The organism is Pseudomonas monachiensis, assembly GCF_047345015.1.
GTDB classification, from domain to species: domain Bacteria; phylum Pseudomonadota; class Gammaproteobacteria; order Pseudomonadales; family Pseudomonadaceae; genus Aquipseudomonas; species Aquipseudomonas monachiensis.
Genome location: NZ_CP178857.1, coordinates 4397762 through 4415103 on the forward strand (window position 1 = coordinate 4397762; position 17342 = coordinate 4415103).

Here is a 17342-nt window from a genome sequence, read left to right on the forward strand (position 1 = left end):
TGACGTGAGCCAGAGCGGGAAATTTAGCCAAAAACCGTCAATTGGCAACTTGGGGCGCCGGTGCATTGCGCTGGACCGGCACCAGCGCAATCTTGTACGGCTCGAAAATCTTCAACATCTGGCCGTTGTCCCGCAAGCCTTGCAACAACTTGCCGAATGCCTCGCCGCTGATGGGTGCGGTCGGACGCAGAATGGCGTAATGGTGATAGACCTGGTCGACGCGCTGGGACGCCAGCAAACTGCCGGCGACTTTTTCATTGCGCAGGAAGTAGTCGCTCAGGTACGAACGTGTGACCAGGGCAATGTCGGCCCGGTCGCGTAAAACCATCAGCAGATTGCTGTCATGGGAATAAGTCAGCGTGGCGTTGTAGTTTTTCGCGAGGTACAGAGGGTCGGCATTGAAGTTGGCGAACTCGTAGTGATAGCCGCTGAACAGTGCCAGGCGCTTGCCTTTCAGGTCGGCAAAATAGCTTTGCTGTCGATCGGGCAGGCGTTGCGCAACAAAAATCTCAGCGTCCTCCAGCCCCATGTCGACGGCCGTGTGGGGGATCTCTTCCCAACCCCAGGCGGGATTTTCGAAAATGGCCATGTCGACCCGGCCCTGCTTGAAATCACCGAAGCGCCGAGGAATGGAGGTGGGCACCAGGACAAACTGGTAGTCAGTTTGCGATGCATTCAGGGCCTCGACCAGTTGCGGCAGCAACCCGGTATCGGCCCCGGATTCCGGGCGCACGGTATAGGGCGGAAAGTGCGCGGCACCTATGCGCACCAGTTGCGCAGCCTGGGACGGTATCATCGTTGACGCCGTAAGCATCGCCAGCAAAAGCCGCGAGGCTGACCGAATTGGCGAACCCATCAAAACGCCCCACTCCCCAATAAAACGGTACCCATGCATTCAAGCTAGGCGGTTTCGACAAGTTAGCCAGTTTAATGCTGGCCAATACAAGCTTATTGCCGGTCTTCCAGCACCAGAATCAGCGCTTCATCGGCCAACTGATCGAGACTCATGCTGCCGCCGGCACGAAACCAGGTGGTGGTCCAGGACAATGCACCGGTCAGGAAGCGGCGGGTGATAAACACATCGCCACGGATAAACCCCGCGGACTTGGCTTCACCCAGCACTTGCAGCCAGATGTCTTCGTAGATGTCCCGCAGCGCCAGGACCTTGGCCTGGCCCTCTTCGGACAGCGAGCGCCATTCGTAGACCAGCACGGCCATGGCCTCACCGCTGCCGCCCATGATCGACTGCAACTCACAGCGAATCAGCGCAAGCACCTGCTCGCGCACACTGCCGGCCTCGGCGATGGCCGCACGCATCAACGCGGTGTTGTAGAGAATGGTCTCCTCCATCACGGCGCGCAGGATTTCGTCCTTGCTCTTGAAGTGATGGAAAATACTCCCGGACTGAATGCCCACGGCGCCGGCCAGGTCGCGCACGGTCGTGCGTTCATAGCCTTTATTGCGAAACAGGTGGGCCGCCACTTGCAGCAGCTTGCCACGGGCGCTGTCCGGGTCGGTCAGTTGGCCGTCGTCGACCAATTGGCGCATCACCCTCAGGGCTTTTTGCTCGTCCACCCGTTCTCTCCTACAGTCGTTCAATCAATAACGCCGATCCCCCCGAAAACAGTGGGGTTGCGCGGGCAATTTAAGCGCATGGATGCAACCAAGCAAGCGCTTGGGCAGAAGAAAATCAAGTCATTTACAAACCAAGCGCTTGCTTGGTAATGTCGACGCACTTCGGTTGGAGGTGGCTATGGAATGGACTGCGCCTAAAACAATTCGCATCGGTTGCGCCAGCGCCTTCTGGGGCGATACCTCGACCGCTGCCGCGCAACTGGTCGAACACGGGCATCTGGACTATCTGGTCTTCGATTACCTGGCCGAAATCACCCTGTCGATCATGGCCGGCGCGCGAATGAAAGATCCCCAGGCCGGCTATGCGGGCGACTTCATCGAAGTGCTCGCGCCCTTGCTGGGGCAGCTCGCGCAGCAGAACATCCGGGTCATCAGCAATGCCGGCGGGGTCAACCCCCAAGCCTGCGCCGCCGCCCTGCAAGCGGCCTGCGACAAGGCCGGGGTGGCGCTGAAGATCGCCGTGCTGCTGGGTGACGATCTGCAGCCGCAATTCAAACAGCTGGGCAACCTGGGCATTCGTGAAATGTTCAGCGGCGCGCCCCTGCCATCGATGTGCGTCTCGACCAATGCCTACCTCGGCGCACCCGGCATTGTCGAAGCCCTGCGCCTGGGGGCGGACATCGTGATCACCGGGCGCGTGGTCGACAGTGCGGTGGTCAGCGCCGCGCTGGTGCATGAGTTCGGCTGGTCGTGGCATGACTACGACAAGCTCGCCCAGGCGGCACTGGCCGGGCACATCATCGAATGCGGCGCCCAGTGCACGGGCGGCAACTTCACCGACTGGCGCGCCGTGCCCGACTACGAACACATCGGTTTTCCCATCGTCGAAGTCAGCGCCGACAGCCAGTTCATCGTCAGCAAACCCGAAGGCACCGGTGGGCTGGTCACGCCGCTGACGGTGGGCGAACAGATGCTGTATGAAATCGGTGACCCTCGCGCATACCTGCTGCCCGACGTGGTGTGCGATTTCACTCAGGTCAAACTGCTGCAACAGGGCAGGAACGCGGTGCAGGTGCACGGCGCCAAAGGCCTGCCGCCGACCGCTCAATACAAGGTCAGCGCCACGTACCCCGATGGTTTCCGCTGCACCGCCAGTTGCCTGATCGCCGGCATCGATGCCGTCGACAAGGCGCGACGGGTCGGTGATGCGATCATCAACAAGACCTCGGAAATGTTCCGCCAGCGCGGCTGGGCGCCTTACAGCGACGTGAGTATCGAGTTGCTGGGCAGCGAGGCCACCTACGGCCCCCACGGCCAGCGCCATGACAGCCGCGAAGTGGTGATCAAACTCGCGGTGCGTCATCCGGACAAGCAGGCATTGATCGTGTTCTCCAGGGAAATCGCCCAGGCCGCCACCGGCATGGCGCCGGGGCTGACCGGCATTGTCGGTGGCCGGCCGACGGTGTATCCGCTGATCCGGCTGTTCTCGTTCCTGATCGACAAAACCGCCTGCACGCTGGACATTGATTTCATGGGCCAGCGCCACCCGTGTGCCCTGCCCGCCCTCGATGTGCTCGACCCGCTGAACCTGCCAGCCCCGCTCGCGCCGCCGAAACCGCTTGGCCTGGCCGACGCCAGCGTGGCCCTGGTCAAACTGGCGGTTGCACGCTCGGGCGACAAGGGTAACCACAGCAATATCGGCGTCATGGCCCGGGAGCCGGAATTCCTGCCATGGATTGCCGAGGCCTTGACCCCGGAAGTGATCGTCGACTGGATGGGCCACGTCCTCGACCCCATCCACGGGCGGGTCGAACGCTGGTACTTGCCGGCCAGCCACAGCCTGAATTTCCTGCTGGAAAACGCCCTCGGCGGCGGCGGTGTCGCCAGCCTGCGCATCGATCCGCAAGGCAAGGCCTTCGCCCAGCAACTGCTGGAAATCCAGATCCCGGTGCCGCAGCGCATCGCCGACCAGTTCAACTAGAGGATTGCCGCCATGGCCTACGATTCGATTTTCAAAGCCGATTTGTTTGCCGGCCAAAACATCATCGTCACCGGTGGTGGTAGTGGCATCGGCCGCTGCACCGCCCACGAACTGGCGGCCCTCGGCGCCCATGTGCTGCTGGTCGGGCGCAAGGCCGACAAACTGAAAACCGTTGCGGCGGAGATCGCCGACGACGGTGGCAAGGCCGATTGGGCGGTTTGCGATATCCGCGAGGAGGAATCGGTAGAGCACCTGGTCAGCGAATTGATCCGCAAGCATGGCCCCATTCATGGCCTGGTCAACAATGCAGGCGGGCAGTACCCGTCGCCCTTGGCCTCGATCAATCAGAAGGGTTTCGAAACCGTGATGCGCACCAATCTGGTAGGCGGTTTCCTGATGGCCCGGGAAGTGTTCAACCAGTCCATGAGCAAGCACGGCGGCGCCATCGTCAACATGCTCGCCGACATGTGGGGTGGCATGCCAGGTATGGGCCACTCCGGTGCGGCACGTTCGGGCATGGATAACCTGACCAAGACTGCCGCGTACGAATGGGGTCATGCCGGGGTGCGGGTCAACGCCGTGGCGCCGGGGTGGATTGCCTCCAGCGGCATGGACACCTACGAAGGCGCCTTCAAGGCCGTGATCCCGACCTTGCGCGAACATGTGCCGCTCAAGCGCATCGGCACCGAATCGGAAGTCAGCGCGGCGATTGTTTTCCTGCTCAGCCCGGCAGCGGCGTTTGTCAGCGGCAGCACCTTGCGCATCGATGGCGCCGCCAGCCTCGGCGGCCGCGCCTGGCCGATCCACAAGGCGACCAACAGCGAGTCGTACAACGGTTTCCACCGCGCCTACATACCAGACGTGTTGAAGGACAAGGAATAACCCATGCCGGTGATTCAGTCGTTACTCGATCCCCATAGCGAGCCGTTCGCCCAGAACCGTGCGGCGATGCTGAGCGCCATCGAGCAAGTTCGCGTGCTCGAACAGAACCTGCTGAACAAGGCGGCCGAAGCCAGGCCGAAGTTCGAAAAGCGCGGCCAGTTGCTGCCTCGCGAGCGCCTCAATCTGCTGCTGGATCCCGGCGCGCCGTTTCTTGAGCTGGCGAGCCTGGCCGGCTACAAGCTGCATGACGACAAGGACGGCAGCTGCGCCGGTGGCGGCTTGATCGGCGGTATCGGCTATGTGTCCGGCGTACGTGTGTTGGTAGTCGCCAACAACAGCGCGATCAGGGGCGGGACCATCTCCCCCAGCGGCTTGAAGAAATCCCTGCGCCTGCAACAGATCGCCATGGAAAACAAACTGCCGGTGATCACCCTCGCCGAAAGTGGCGGCGCCAATCTCAATTACGCGGCGGAGATTTTCGTCGAAGGCGCGCGCAGCTTTGCCAATCAGGCGCGGATGTCGGCCATGGGCTTGCCGCAAGTCACCGTGGTGCATGGCTCGGCCACGGCGGGCGGCGCCTATCAGCCGGGGCTGTCGGATTACGTGGTGGTGGTACGCGGCAAGGCCAAGCTGTTTCTCGCAGGTCCCCCACTGCTCAAGGCCGCCACCGGCGAAGTCGCCACCGATGAAGAACTGGGCGGTGCCGAGATGCACGCACAAACCGCCGGCACCGCCGAATACCTGGCTGAAAACGACGCCGACGGCGTGCGCCAGGTACGCGAGATCGTCAGCTTGCTGCCGTGGAACGAACAACTGCCCCCACTCCCCGAACGTCGCTGGGAGGAGCCGCTCTACCCCATCGACGAGTTGCTGGGCCTGATCCCGGTTGACTCGAAAAAACCCTACGACGTGCGCGAAATCATCGCCCGTCTCGCCGACGCTTCGAACTTTCTTGAATTCAAGGGCGAGTTCGATCAGCAGACTGTGTGCGGTCATCTGAAAATTCAGGGCCGCGCCTGTGGCTTCATCGGCAACAACGGCCCGATCACGCCAAAAGGCGCGAGCAAGGCCGCGCAGTTCATCCAGCTGTGCGACCAGAGCCAGACACCGCTGCTGTTTTTCCACAACACCACCGGGTTCATGGTCGGCACCGAATCGGAGCAGCAAGGCGTGATCAAACACGGTGCGAAGATGATTCAGGCGGTGGCCAACGCCCGGGTGCCAAAGCTGACCATCGTCGTCGGTGGTTCCTACGGCGCGGGCAACTATGCGATGTGCGGACGCGGCCTCGACCCGCGCTTCATCTTCGCCTGGCCCAACAGCCGCACCGCCGTGATGGGCGGCGCGCAAGCGGGCAAGGTGCTGCGCATCGTCACCGAGGCCAAACAGGCCAAGGACGGCCTGGTGCCCGACCCGAAAATGCTCGACATGCTCGAACAGGTGACCGCGCAGAAACTCGACAGCCAGTCCACGGCGCTCTACGGCAGCGCCAACCTGTGGGACGACGGTTTGATCGACCCGCGCGATACCCGGACCTTGCTGGGTTATCTGCTGGATATCTGTCACGAGGCCGAAGTGCGGCCTCTGCAAACCAACAGCTTTGGTGTGGCGCGGTTCTAAGCCGACTAACAGGAGAACAATAAAAATGATCTTCACCCAGGAACACGAAGCACTGCGCCGCACCGTGCGCCAGTTCGTCGAGCACGAGATCAACCCCCACGTCGATGAGTGGGAAAAGGCCGGGCGCTTCCCCATCCACGACATCTTTCGCAAGGCCGGCGACCTCGGCTTGCTGGGCATTTCCAAACCGGAAAAATTCGGCGGCATGGGGCTCGACTACAGCTATTCGATCGTCGCCGCCGAAGAGTTCGGCACTATCCGTTGCGGCGGCATTCCGATGTCCATCGGCGTGCAGACCGACATGTGCACCCCAGCGCTGGCACGGTTCGGTTCCGATGAGCTACGCGAGCAATTCCTGCGCCCGGCCATCAGCGGCGAACAGGTCGGCTGCATCGGCGTCTCCGAAGTCGGCGCCGGTTCCGACGTGGCCGGGCTGAAAACCACCGCGCGCAAGGACGGCGACGACTACGTGATCAACGGTAGCAAGATGTGGATCACCAACTCGCCGAGCGCCGACTTCATCTGCCTGCTGGCCAACACCTCGGACGACAAGCCGCACATCAACAAGTCGCTGATCATGGTGCCGATGAACACACCGGGCATCAGCTTGAGCTCGCACCTGGACAAGCTCGGCATGCGCAGCTCGGAAACCGCCCAGGTATTTTTCGACAACGTGCGCGTGCCGCAGCGCAACCGCATCGGCCATGAAGGCGCGGGGTTCATGATGCAGATGCTGCAATTCCAGGAGGAACGCCTGTTCGGCGCGGCCAACATGATCAAGGGCCTGGAGTACTGCGTCGACAGCACCATCGAATACTGCAAGGAACGCAAGACCTTCGGCAACGCGCTGATCGACAATCAGGTGATCCACTTCCGCCTGGCGGAACTGCAAACCGAAATCGAATGCCTGCGAGCGCTGGTCTATCAGGCTACCGAGCAATACATCAAAGGCCAGGACGTCACGCGCCTGGCCTCCATGGCCAAGCTCAAGGCCGGGCGGCTGGGCCGCGAAGTCAGTGACAGTTGCCTGCAATACTGGGGCGGCATGGGCTTCATGTGGGACAACCCGGTGGCCCGGGCTTACCGCGATGTACGGCTGGTGTCGATCGGCGGCGGCGCCGACGAAATCATGCTGGGGATCATCTGCAAACTCATGGGCATTCTGCCGGGGAAAAAGAAATGAACAACCTGCCGGTTTGCCAGACTTTGCTGCTGGAACTGCACAACGGCGTGTTGCACATCACCCTCAACCGCCCGGAATGCCGCAATGCGATGAGCTTGCAGATGGTCGCCGAGTTACGCTCGGTGCTGGCCGCGGTACGCGATAAACCCGGGGTTCGCGCACTGGTGATCGGCGGCGTCGGCGGGCACTTCTGTGCCGGCGGCGACCTCAAGGACATGGCCAATGCCCGCGCTCAAGGCCCAACTGCGCACCGGGACCTGAACCGGGTGTTCGGCGCGCTATTGCAGGAGGTGCAACACGCACCGCAAGTGGTGATTACTGTGCTGCAGGGCGCGGTGCTCGGCGGCGGTCTCGGCCTGGCCTGTGTCAGCGATATCGCCATGGCCGATCATCAGGCGCAATTCGGCCTGCCGGAAACCAGCCTCGGCCTGCTGCCGGCGCAGATCGCGCCATTCGTGGTGCAACGCATCGGCTTGACCCAGGCTCGGCGCCTGGCCCTGACAGCGGCACGTTTTGATGGTACTCAGGCACGGCGCATGGGGCTGGTGCATTTTGTCGAGCATGATCCGCAGGCACTGGCCGAACGGCTCGACGAGGTGTTGGCCCATGTGTTGTGTTGCGCGCCGGGGGCGAATGCGGCGACCAAGAAACTCTTGCTGGCCAGTGCCGGACAGCCGTCGGATGAGTCGCTTGATCAAGCGGCTGAATGGTTCAGCGAAGCGGTGACCGGAGCCGAAGGCATCGAGGGAACGATGGCCTTCTTGCAAAAACGCAAACCGGGGTGGGCCTCTTAAAAGCTTCGCGAGCGTGCTCACGATGAGGCCCGACCAGACACCGCTAAAATTCAGAGAGCCTAACCATGCCCGGACTCAAAAAAATCCTCATCGCCAACCGCGGTGAAATCGCCTGCCGCATCCAGCGCACGGCCCAGGCACTGGGCTATCGCACCGTCGCCGTGTTCAGCGATGCCGACGCCGATGCGCTGCACGTGCGGATGGCCGACGAGGCGGTCAAGCTCGGCCCGGTCCCGGTGCAACAGTCTTACCTGAACATCCCGGCCATCCTCGACGCAACCCGGCGCACAGGCGCGGATGCGATCCATCCGGGCTACGGCTTCCTCTCGGAAAACGCCGGGTTTGCCCTCGCGTGCAGGGATGCCGGCATCACCTTCATCGGCCCCAGCCCCGAGGCCATCGAACTGATGGGCAGCAAGCGCCTGTCGAAGATCGCCATGATCGAAGCCGGTGTGCCCTGCATCAACGGTTATCAAGGCGCCGAACAGGACGACGCCACCCTGAGCCGCGAAGCCGAGCGCATCGGCTATCCCTTGATGATCAAGGCCAGCGCCGGCGGCGGTGGACGCGGCATGCGCCTGGTGCACGACGCCAGCGACTTGCTGGAACAGATTCGCACCGCGCGCTCCGAAGCCTTGAACGGTTTTGGCAGCGCTGAACTGATTCTCGAACAGGCACTCATCGAACCCCGCCACGTCGAGATCCAGTTGTTCGGTGACCGGCATGGCAACTTGATTTACCTCGGCGAGCGCGATTGCTCGGTGCAGCGCCGGCATCAGAAAGTCATTGAGGAGGCGCCCTGCCCGGTGATGACCGCTGAGCTGCGCCAGGCCATGGGCGAAGCGGCGCTCAAGGCCGGGCGAGCGGTGAAGTACGTGGGCGCGGGCACCGTGGAGTTTTTGCTGGATGCGCGTGGGCAGTTCTATTTCCTGGAGATGAACACCCGGCTGCAAGTGGAGCACCCGGTGACCGAACTGATCACCGGGCTGGACCTGGTGGCCTGGCAACTGAACATCGCCGAAGGGCAACCGCTGCCCTTGCGCCAGGAACAGGTGCAACTCACAGGCCACGCCATGGAAGTGCGCCTGTATGCCGAAGACCCGGCCCAAGGCTTCTTGCCGCAAACCGGGCGAGTCGTGGCCTGGGAGCCGGCATTGCAGGACGGTGTGCGGATCGACCACGGACTGATCGAAGGCCAGGTCATCAGTCCCTTCTACGACCCGATGCTCGGCAAGCTCATCGCTCACGGTGCCACCCGCGAAGAAGCCCGGCGCAAATTGCTGCGGGCGGTACAAGACAGCGTGCTGCTGGGGCTGCAAAGCAATCAACGCCTGCTTGCCAGCCTGCTGGAACACCCGCAGTTCGCTGGTGGAGATTTCAGTACCGGTTTCATCGCGCAGCATTTCGCCGACCACGCCTGCCTGCATCCCGAGCCCCCAAACGCGCAGCACTTGGCCATCGCCGCCGCCCTGTTCTATCAGGCGGCGGCACAGGCTCACCCGGCCCCGCTTGGCGGTTGGCGCAACAACACCAGCGTGCCGCTGCACTATCGCATCGGCCTTGAGGATCAGGACTGGCCGGTAGCGTTGCAGGCGATCCCGGGCCAGCCGTTGTGCATTCAGGTCGCCGAGCGCAGCCTCGAACTGAAGATCATCCACAGCGACGGACGCTGGGTCAGCCTGGAAATCGAAGGCGTTCGCCAACGCCACGCTTATCGCCTGGAGGCCGGGCGCCTCTGGCTGTTTACCCGGCCGGGCAGTCTGCAGTTCGTGGATCGCACTCAGGCGCAGGTTACCGGCCAGGCCAGTGTCAGCTCCGGCACCCTCAAGGCACCGATGGACGGGGCGATTGTCGACGTCCTGGTCAACGAAGGCAGCAAAGTGACCAAGGGCCAACTGCTGGTGGTACTGGAGGCGATGAAAATGGAGCACCCATTGAAATCGGGTATCGACGGTGTGCTCAAACGCTTGCAGGTCAAAGTCGGGGATCAGGTGAAAAACCGGCAGATTCTGTTGGAGGTCGAATAAGGCGCTAGGCGGAACCGCCGGGTTTGGCTACGCTCAAACCCTACAGGACGCGGATATCAGGAACCCTGCAATGCCTCATTGGCTGGTCATTGATCTGGAGGCCACCACCGATGAGGGTGGATGGCCCGTAACAGATATGGAAATCATTGAAATCGGCGCCACCCTGGTGGACCGCAAGGGACGTGAACTGGACCACTTCCAGCGCTTCGTCCGGCCTTTGCGACGGCCGTTACTGACGCCGTTCTGCCGCGAGCTGACGCACATCACCCAAGCCAACATCGATGCCGCACAACCGCTGGGCGAAGTCTGGCCGGCGTTTGAGCGCTGGCTTGGCCATCACCACACACGACTGGAAGGCTGGGTCAGCTGGGGCGATTACGATCGCAAACAACTGCTTCAGGAGTGGCAGCGCCTGGGACTCGCCAGCGTGCTGGCCAACGTGCCGCACATGAACCTCAAACAGCGCTTTGCCAAGGCCCGACGCCTGGAGCGCCCGCTGGGGCTCAACGGCGCCCTGCAACTGGCCGGCCTGCAGTTCACCGGCCAGCAACACCGGGCGCTGGAGGATGCGCGCAATACCGCGCGCCTGCTGCCGCTGGTTCTTCCGCTTTAGACAGGTGACGACTCCCGGGGCCTTGTGCATACTGGCCAGCCCTTTTTAGCCCTTTTCGAGGAATCGCCCATGTTTAAAGTCAACGAGTACTTCGACGGCACCGTCAAGTCGATCGCCTTTGGCACCGCAGAAGGTCCAGCGACCATCGGCGTCATGGCACCGGGCGAGTACGAATTCGGCACCAGCCAGCGTGAAATCATGCACGTGGTCAGCGGCGCATTGACCGTCAAGTTGCCAGACAGCAGCGACTGGGAAACCTTCGCCGCCGGCAGCCAGTTCAACGTACCGGCCAACAGCAAGTTCCAGCTGAAAGTCGCCGTCGACACCGCTTACCTGTGCGAATACCGCGGCTAAGCCTGCGGGGCCTGCACCAAAAAGTCGCCGCAATAAAAATGCCCGTGTTTTTCGACACGGGCATTTTTTATTCTGCGCAAAGTTACTCGAGGATCTCCACCGGCATGCCGACTTCGAGTCGACCGTTGCTATCGTTGACCAGGTTCTGGCCGAACATTGCCCCGTCCGCCTGGGCACGGTATTTCTGCAAGGTGGCCAAGGGTTCGCGGTCGTCGCTGCGCTCCCCGGTCTGCGGGTCGATGGTGGTCAGGATGCAGCGTGAACAGGACTTGACCACGCGGAACTCGACTTCGCCGATACGGATACGCTTCCAGCCATCCTCGGCGAACGCCTCACTGCCTTCGATCACCAGGTTCGGCCGGAAACGCAGCATCTCCAACGGACGCCCGACCCGTTGCGACAAATCCGCGAGAGAGGCCTGGCCAATCAGCAACAGCGGATAGCCATCGGCGAACGCCACCTGGTCGTCATCCTTGCCGTAGCCAGCCTCCGTCATCCGCGCCCGATCCAGCGGCACTTGCACCAGGCGTGTCGGTTTGCCGATGAATCGGCTGACCCAGGCCCCTGCTTCATCACCTGCATCGGGGACTCGCAAGGTATCGCGCCAGATCGTCACGCCACGCAACTCTGCATCGTTACCGGGCAAGGCAATGTCGATCGGCGAATGGCCAGGCGCGCTGAGGGTCAAGCCACCTTCGGCATTCCACAGTGCCGACAACTGGCTCATCTGCGCTACCGCACGCTGGGTCAGGAAGCGCCCGCTGGCCTCGTCCACCAGCATCCAGCGGCGATCGCCGTCCAGCCCAAGCTTATCCAGACCGATCGCTTGCAAGGTCTCGCCCTTGGCAGACTTCAACGGATAACGATACAGCGCGCTCAGTCGCAACATGGCCACTCCCTGTCAGGTAAAAACGCCACCCTATACGAGCTTTACGGCCGAATCAAAGGCTGACGAGCAAACACTGCCCCGGTGGGGGGCAGGCCTGATCAGGCCGGTACTTCGTCAAGCATCAGGCGCTGGCGAACCACGTCGACGAGTTTGTCCGGCTGGAATTTGGAAAGGAAATTGTCGCAACCGACCTTTTTCACCATCGAGTCGTTGAAGCTGCCGGACAGCGAGGTGTGCAGCACCACGTACAAGCCGCGCAGGCGCGGGTCGTTGCGAATTTCGGTGGTCAGGCGATAGCCATCCATTTCCGGCATTTCCGCATCGGTGAAGACCATCAGCAGTTTTTCGGTCATGTCCACGCCGGTATCAGCCCAGGCCTTGAGCATGTTCAAGGCCTTCAACCCGTCGCTGGCGATGTGCATCTTCACACCCAGTTGTCCCAGGGTATCGCGCAATTGCGTCAGGGCCACGTTGGAGTCATCCACCAGCAGCACCTCACGGCCACGGGCACGTTCCAGCACCGGATCTTCCAGCTTGGCGCGGGAGACCTTGGCGTTGTAAGGGACGATCTCGGCCAGGACCTTTTCGACGTCGATGATTTCCACCAATTGGTCATCGACCTTGCTGATGGCCGTCAGGTAGTGCTGGCGGCCGGCACTGCTCGGGGGCGGCAGGATGGCTTCCCAGTTCATGTTGACGATCCGGTCCACGCCACCGACCAGGAAGGCCTGAACCGAACGGTTGTATTCGGTGACGATAATCGTGCTGCCTGGCCCCGGCACCAACGGGCGCATGCCGATGGCCTGGGACAGGTCGATCACCGGCAGGGTCTGGCCACGCAGGTTGACCACGCCGCACACAAACGGATGGCGCTGCGGCATCAGCGTCAACTTTGGCAGTTGCAGGACTTCCTGCACTTTAAAGACGTTGATCGCGAACAATTGCCGTCCGGCGAGCCGGAACATGAGAATTTCCAGGCGATTCTCACCCACCAGTTGCGTGCGTTGGTCTACCGTGTCGAGAATGCCGGCCATCAATGACTCCAGGTCTTGTTCGGATGAATTCACTTAAGGAAGGTTATCGGCTGTTTTTGCCGAAGCTTGACCCTCTCTAAAATGCCACGCCCGGCAATTGATGTCACATTAACATCATGCTTTACTGGCGCTGTGATTACATCTGCCGTACTTCCGCGCCACGCGACCCCGGTTCTCGCGAAAGGTTCCCCTGCGTAAGGGATCCCCCTATCAACAATCAGGTACAACCTGATATTCGCAATATCCAATAGCCATTAATGTGACGCCATTCTCATTGCATGAACGGAGTCAGGCTTTTGTGTGCGATCGCAAGCCAGTGGCCAACCACCCTCTCGTGTTCCCCAGCCTGCCTGCGGGCCAGCCGCAAGTCGTTCACCCGGCGACTCGGCAATGCCGGGGTTCCGACCGCCCTCGTCGACACACACGATATCCCCTCATTTGATATGACGCTGTGGAGATAAGTATGCCGAACGACCGTAAAGAGTGGGCCCTGAGGCTCCCGGAGTTTCTAGTCGAGGCTGAAACACTCCTGGCTAAAACCGAGGAATGCCTGAGTCATCTGCAACTCATCAGCAATGACAAGGACGCCATCGACTGTCTGCTCAGCACACTGCTCAAGCTGGCCAACAAGGCCGATGCCCTGGCGTTGGCGGCCGTGTCTGAATTCTCCCTGCATATTCATGGCCTGCTGAACCACGCACAGAACACCATGAGCCTGCACGACGAGGCGCTGAGTGCCCTGAAAGACTGCCTGACCCTGATTGCCTGGCAACTCGAACTCATCGACCAGACCACCGGACAGCTCAGTCTCGACGACAGCGAACAGGCCACCCTGATCGAAGCCTTTGCCTTTCAAGTCGGGCAAAGCCGGTTTCAACCACCGGTCAATGCCAGGCCCTTCACCCTCGTATCCTATTCGGAGCGGCAGGCCTGAACTTGCCAAACCATGCCGTATGGCGTGTTCCGGTTATCAATATCGCGCTCTAACTTGAGTGCGCACAGGTCGCAAATGAATATTTCATAGCTATAAGCGACATCATTAAACAACCACTCTTGCCCATCGACAATTGCGCACCTGCCTTGACCCGGGTGTTGCCTGATATCAACAAAAAAACCTAAGGTAATCGGCATTTTGCGACGGTAACAACCAACTTGTTCCATTATGGAATCATCCTCCAGACGACTGGGCGCCTGACTTTTCGGACATACATACGGACGCGACCATCGGTATCTTAAGTGCTAACATGCCGCCTGTTAGTTGACGCCAATTAATGGCAGTGTGATTGCAGCCGGATACAGCTCGCTGCAGTTCGGAGCTGAACGCGTCGGCGCTCCACATGAAAAAACAGGGGCCTGTCAGCCAGCATGACCGGTCAGCCCGCAGCGAACATCCATTGGCTCCATCCGCTATGCACGCCAGCCTCAAGTCAATCGCCAAGTGGCCACCCTCCCGGGAAAATGCACGCACATTCACGCTATTGCTATGCGTCTGCTCGACCCTCGGCAGTCTACTGGTCCATGGCTTGTCCATTCCGCTCCCCCTGTCATTGCTGGTGCTCAACGTTGCGGCGCTGACCAGTGTTGCCGTGCAGTATTGCCTCTCGCGCAAATCGATCAAATTCCAGCCCCAGGAACTGGCCGACCGGCTATTACAGGTCCAGGAAAACGAGCGTCACCGACTGAGCCGCGAACTGCATGACGACATCGGTCAATTGCTGACCGCCGCAAAACTGCAAAGTGACTGGCTCAAACGCCGGATGCCCGAAGAACTCCAGGGACAATGTTCGGTCCTCTGTGACACGCTGGAAGAAACCCTCGCCAAAGTTCGTGACGTATCCGCCATTCTCAATCCCCGGCAGTTGACCAGCCTTGGGCTGGAAGCCAGTCTGCGGGCGCACCTGCTCAAGACCCTGGCCAACACCCCGGTGCACTGGAGCCTGGAATGCCAGCAGCGCCTGACCGGCATACCGGAGGAAATGGCCGTGGCGGCTTTCCGCATTACCCAGGAAGCGGTCACCAACATCCTGCGACATGCCCAGGCCAAGAACCTGCTAGTGTGCCTGCAGCGTCTGCCCCAAGGCCTGAAGTTGCAGATCAGCGACGATGGCCAGGGCTTCGCACCCGCATCAGACCCTGGTCGTGAAGGGCAACGCGGTATGGCCGGGATGTCGGAACGAATCGATCAACTGGGCGGCACACTGACCGTTACCAGCGAGCCGGGCAAAGGCACTCAAATCGAAGCTCTTTTTCCCTGGGCGCCCCGTGCGCTCGAACGGGCCAGTTCGAATAAGGTTATGCATTGACTTGTAATTTACTTCTGGTGGATGACCACTCGCTGATCAGGGCTGGCGTGCGTGCCCTGGTAATGGATCTGCCCGGCTATGCCGTCATCGGTGAGGCCAGTGACGGCTCGCAGTTGCTCGAAATGGTCGGGCACCTGTCCCCGGACATTGTCTTGCTGGATATTTCGATGCGCCAGACCGGCGGCCTCGAAGCGCTGCAGCAGCTCAAGCGGGTGCGCCCGCAGAGCAAGGTCCTGATCCTCTCGATGCACACCGACCCGGCCCTGATCATGCAGGCGCTGGAGTCCGGAGCCCATGGCTACCTGCTCAAGGACACTACGGCGACTGAACTTGAACACGCGTTGGAAGCCTTGCGCAACAACGAGCGCTATCTGAGCCCGGCCATTGCCCACACGGTGATCAACCAGGCCCTGACCCGAAACCAGAAGCGCCCACCTGAACCTGCCGACTCGCACAACCTGACGGCACGTCAGCTGGAAATCCTGCGGTTGATCGTTCGCGGAAAATCCACCCGAGAGATCGCAAACGGCCTGGGGTTGAGCGTCAAGACCGTCGAAACCCACCGTTCGCAGATCATGAAGCGTCTGCAGATCTACGATGTGGCCGGCCTGGTACTGTTTGCCGTGCGCGAACAAATCATCAGCCTTGATGACTAGGCACTTCACCGGCACGTAATAGCGGCGAATTCTCAGGCAGATGCACGAGTAACGCCGCCGGGCGAACCGAGAAACGCAGGTTGTCCCCTTCCAGCGGTTCACCATCAAGGTTGATGTACAGCCCTTCCGAGACCTTGATCTCGACCCAGGGCAGGCGCGCCCGGACAAACATGCTGTCGATGCCGAAGCCTTCGGCCAGTAGGTTTTTCAATGTACCAACCACCTCCTGCGGTGCCGGCAGGATGCTGATATCCAACAAACCGTCATCAACCCGTGCCTGCGGGCACAACACCCGCCCACCGCCGGCCTGCCGGCCATTGCCGATGCCCAGTGCCAGCAGGTCGCCACTCCAGTGAAAATCCGGACCCTGCAATTCACCGTAGGCGGTATGCAGTTCATTGAAGCGTGACAAACCAGTGAACAGATACGCCGCGCCGCCGAGGATTTTCTTCAGATCCTCCGGGGTGTTCGCCGTGACATGACTGCCAAACCCACCGGTCGCCATGTTCAGGAATATCTGCCCATCAACCTCCCCAAGATCAATGGCGCTCGGCACGCAATCAAGCAGCTCCAGCGCCTGATCGGGCTCCAGGGGCACACCCGCCGCACGCGCAAAATCATTGGCGGTACCTAGCGGCATCAGTACAAGACTGGCTTTTTCCGGATGCTCCGCCATGGCTTCGGCAATATCGCGAAAGGTGCCATCGCCGCCACCGGCGATGATGCATCGATACCCCGCCGCCAACGCTTCGCCCACCAGCCTCTGCGCATCGCCGGCTTCCCAGGTCAATCGAACAGCCAGCTCCCAACCTCGCTCACGCTGGCTGTCGACGGCGGTGCGAACCGCTTCGTTGAGCGCTTGCTTGCCATGCAGAATCAATAGCGCCTTGCGATCGCTCATTACTCACTCCCGGTTTGAATGGCGCCTGGGAGATGTTGACCGCGAAGGCTCCGGTAAAAGTCGCGAGAAATCGAATTATTTTCAGCCAGAAAGTCTTGCCCCCCCACACGGCAGGACTTTTCTTACAAAACATGAGGAATCGGCTCAATTGACCGGAAATCTGAATTGATAGAGTTTTAGAAGCCTGCTGGACATCACAAGGACGTGCCATGCAACGCCAGAACCTCGCGTCACCGACCATTTCGGTCTTGCCGCTCACAGAAAATAAAAATGCAGGCCATCGAGCTGAATGCCGCAACAGCACAAAAGCCACGGGAGAAGTTGATATGGAACCTCGCGTCACCGAGCTGGAAACACACCTCAAGTGCATACGCAGGGACATGGAAGAAGCCCGGGATGACGTCAAATCCATCAAACACCGACTTGTCTATTCCGCCTGCGGAACAGCCGTGATCCTCGGCCTCCTTGGCTGGATCGCCAATAGCCGTTTCGAACAGGTCATTTCATTGCTTTTGGCGCATTGAGTTGCC

General features: G+C 60.9%; 18 protein-coding genes. 12 read left to right on the forward strand and 6 right to left on the reverse strand.

Features of this window, described 5'->3' with window-relative positions; all coding sequences use genetic code 11:
• Positions 1-37 precede the first annotated feature (37 nt).
• Together ACMDB8_RS19570 and ACMDB8_RS19575 are read right to left on the reverse strand one after the other, a co-directional pair.
• Entirely contained in the window at positions 38-856 is an 819-nt protein-coding gene (locus tag ACMDB8_RS19570) for a substrate-binding periplasmic protein (protein ID WP_056727064.1), read from the reverse strand.
• 92 nt (positions 857-948) lie between these two features.
• The gene (locus ACMDB8_RS19575; protein WP_223541681.1) at positions 949-1575 is read right to left on the reverse strand and encodes a TetR/AcrR family transcriptional regulator; all 627 of its coding nucleotides are present in this window, start codon (positions 1573-1575) and stop codon (positions 949-951) included.
• Between the two features lie 178 nt (positions 1576-1753).
• Here ACMDB8_RS19575 and ACMDB8_RS19580 point away from each other — a divergent pair, with 178 nt between their 5' ends.
• The 8 genes from ACMDB8_RS19580 (at position 1754) to ACMDB8_RS19615 (ending at position 11029) form a co-directional block, all read left to right on the forward strand.
• On the forward strand, positions 1754-3556 hold the full coding sequence (locus tag ACMDB8_RS19580; protein ID WP_056727066.1) for an acyclic terpene utilization AtuA family protein: 1803 nt from the start codon (positions 1754-1756) through the stop codon (positions 3554-3556).
• Positions 3557-3568: 12 nt separating this feature from the next.
• A complete protein-coding gene (locus ACMDB8_RS19585) occupies positions 3569-4438 on the forward strand; it encodes an SDR family oxidoreductase (protein WP_056727067.1) in 870 nt (289 codons plus the stop codon).
• A 3-nt stretch (positions 4439-4441) separates the two neighbouring features.
• Positions 4442-6058, forward strand: a complete 1617-nt coding sequence (atuC, locus tag ACMDB8_RS19590) for a geranyl-CoA carboxylase subunit beta (protein ID WP_409079369.1) — start codon at positions 4442-4444, stop codon at positions 6056-6058.
• A gap of 25 nt (positions 6059-6083) precedes the next feature.
• On the forward strand, positions 6084-7241 hold the full coding sequence (gene atuD, locus ACMDB8_RS19595; RefSeq protein WP_223541684.1) for a citronellyl-CoA dehydrogenase: 1158 nt from the start codon (positions 6084-6086) through the stop codon (positions 7239-7241).
• Complete coding sequence (locus ACMDB8_RS19600) at positions 7238-8035, forward strand: enoyl-CoA hydratase/isomerase family protein (RefSeq protein WP_409079370.1); 798 nt, start codon at positions 7238-7240, stop codon at positions 8033-8035. The genes atuD and ACMDB8_RS19600 overlap by 4 nt, the downstream gene beginning before the upstream one ends.
• Before the next feature lie 65 nt (positions 8036-8100).
• A complete protein-coding gene (locus ACMDB8_RS19605) occupies positions 8101-10062 on the forward strand; it encodes an acetyl/propionyl/methylcrotonyl-CoA carboxylase subunit alpha (RefSeq protein WP_409079371.1) in 1962 nt (653 codons plus the stop codon).
• 70 nt (positions 10063-10132) lie between these two features.
• A complete protein-coding gene (locus ACMDB8_RS19610) occupies positions 10133-10675 on the forward strand; it encodes an exonuclease domain-containing protein (protein ID WP_056727072.1) in 543 nt (180 codons plus the stop codon).
• A 69-nt stretch (positions 10676-10744) separates the two neighbouring features.
• On the forward strand, positions 10745-11029 hold the full coding sequence (locus ACMDB8_RS19615) for a pyrimidine/purine nucleoside phosphorylase (protein WP_007940055.1): 285 nt from the start codon (positions 10745-10747) through the stop codon (positions 11027-11029).
• A gap of 82 nt (positions 11030-11111) precedes the next feature.
• On the opposite strand, the gene ACMDB8_RS19620 is transcribed toward ACMDB8_RS19615, so the two are convergent.
• Positions 11112-11918, reverse strand: coding sequence for an MOSC domain-containing protein (locus tag ACMDB8_RS19620; protein WP_056727073.1), 807 nt, complete (start codon positions 11916-11918; stop codon positions 11112-11114).
• 98 nt (positions 11919-12016) lie between these two features.
• Entirely contained in the window at positions 12017-12952 is a 936-nt protein-coding gene (locus ACMDB8_RS19625) for a chemotaxis protein CheV (protein WP_056727074.1), read from the reverse strand.
• 463 nt (positions 12953-13415) lie between these two features.
• Between ACMDB8_RS19625 and ACMDB8_RS19630 the strand changes: the two genes are divergently transcribed.
• Complete coding sequence (locus ACMDB8_RS19630) at positions 13416-13886, forward strand: hypothetical protein (protein WP_056727075.1); 471 nt, start codon at positions 13416-13418, stop codon at positions 13884-13886.
• Here the strand turns inward: ACMDB8_RS19630 and ACMDB8_RS19635 are convergent.
• On the reverse strand, positions 13865-14113 hold the full coding sequence (locus tag ACMDB8_RS19635) for a hypothetical protein (protein WP_156385845.1): 249 nt from the start codon (positions 14111-14113) through the stop codon (positions 13865-13867). The genes ACMDB8_RS19630 and ACMDB8_RS19635 overlap by 22 nt on opposite strands.
• A 248-nt stretch (positions 14114-14361) precedes the next feature.
• Here ACMDB8_RS19635 and ACMDB8_RS19640 point away from each other — a divergent pair, with 248 nt between their 5' ends.
• Together ACMDB8_RS19640 and ACMDB8_RS19645 are read left to right on the forward strand one after the other, a co-directional pair.
• Positions 14362-15255 carry a sensor histidine kinase gene (locus tag ACMDB8_RS19640; RefSeq protein WP_056727076.1) on the forward strand — a complete coding sequence of 298 codons (894 nt, stop codon included), beginning with the start codon at positions 14362-14364 and terminating at the stop codon, positions 15253-15255.
• Positions 15252-15911 (forward strand): response regulator, encoded by a 660-nt coding sequence (locus ACMDB8_RS19645; RefSeq protein WP_056727077.1) that lies wholly within the window; start codon positions 15252-15254, stop codon positions 15909-15911. Before ACMDB8_RS19640 ends, ACMDB8_RS19645 begins: the two co-directional genes overlap by 4 nt.
• On the opposite strand, the gene yegS is transcribed toward ACMDB8_RS19645, so the two are convergent.
• Entirely contained in the window at positions 15895-16812 is a 918-nt protein-coding gene (yegS, locus tag ACMDB8_RS19650; RefSeq protein WP_409079372.1) for a lipid kinase YegS, read from the reverse strand. The two genes, ACMDB8_RS19645 and yegS, sit on opposite strands and share 17 nt — an antisense overlap.
• Positions 16813-17021: 209 nt before the next feature.
• Here yegS and ACMDB8_RS19655 point away from each other — a divergent pair, with 209 nt between their 5' ends.
• Entirely contained in the window at positions 17022-17336 is a 315-nt protein-coding gene (locus ACMDB8_RS19655) for a hypothetical protein (protein WP_236709764.1), read from the forward strand.
• Positions 17337-17342: the final 6 nt, after the last annotated feature.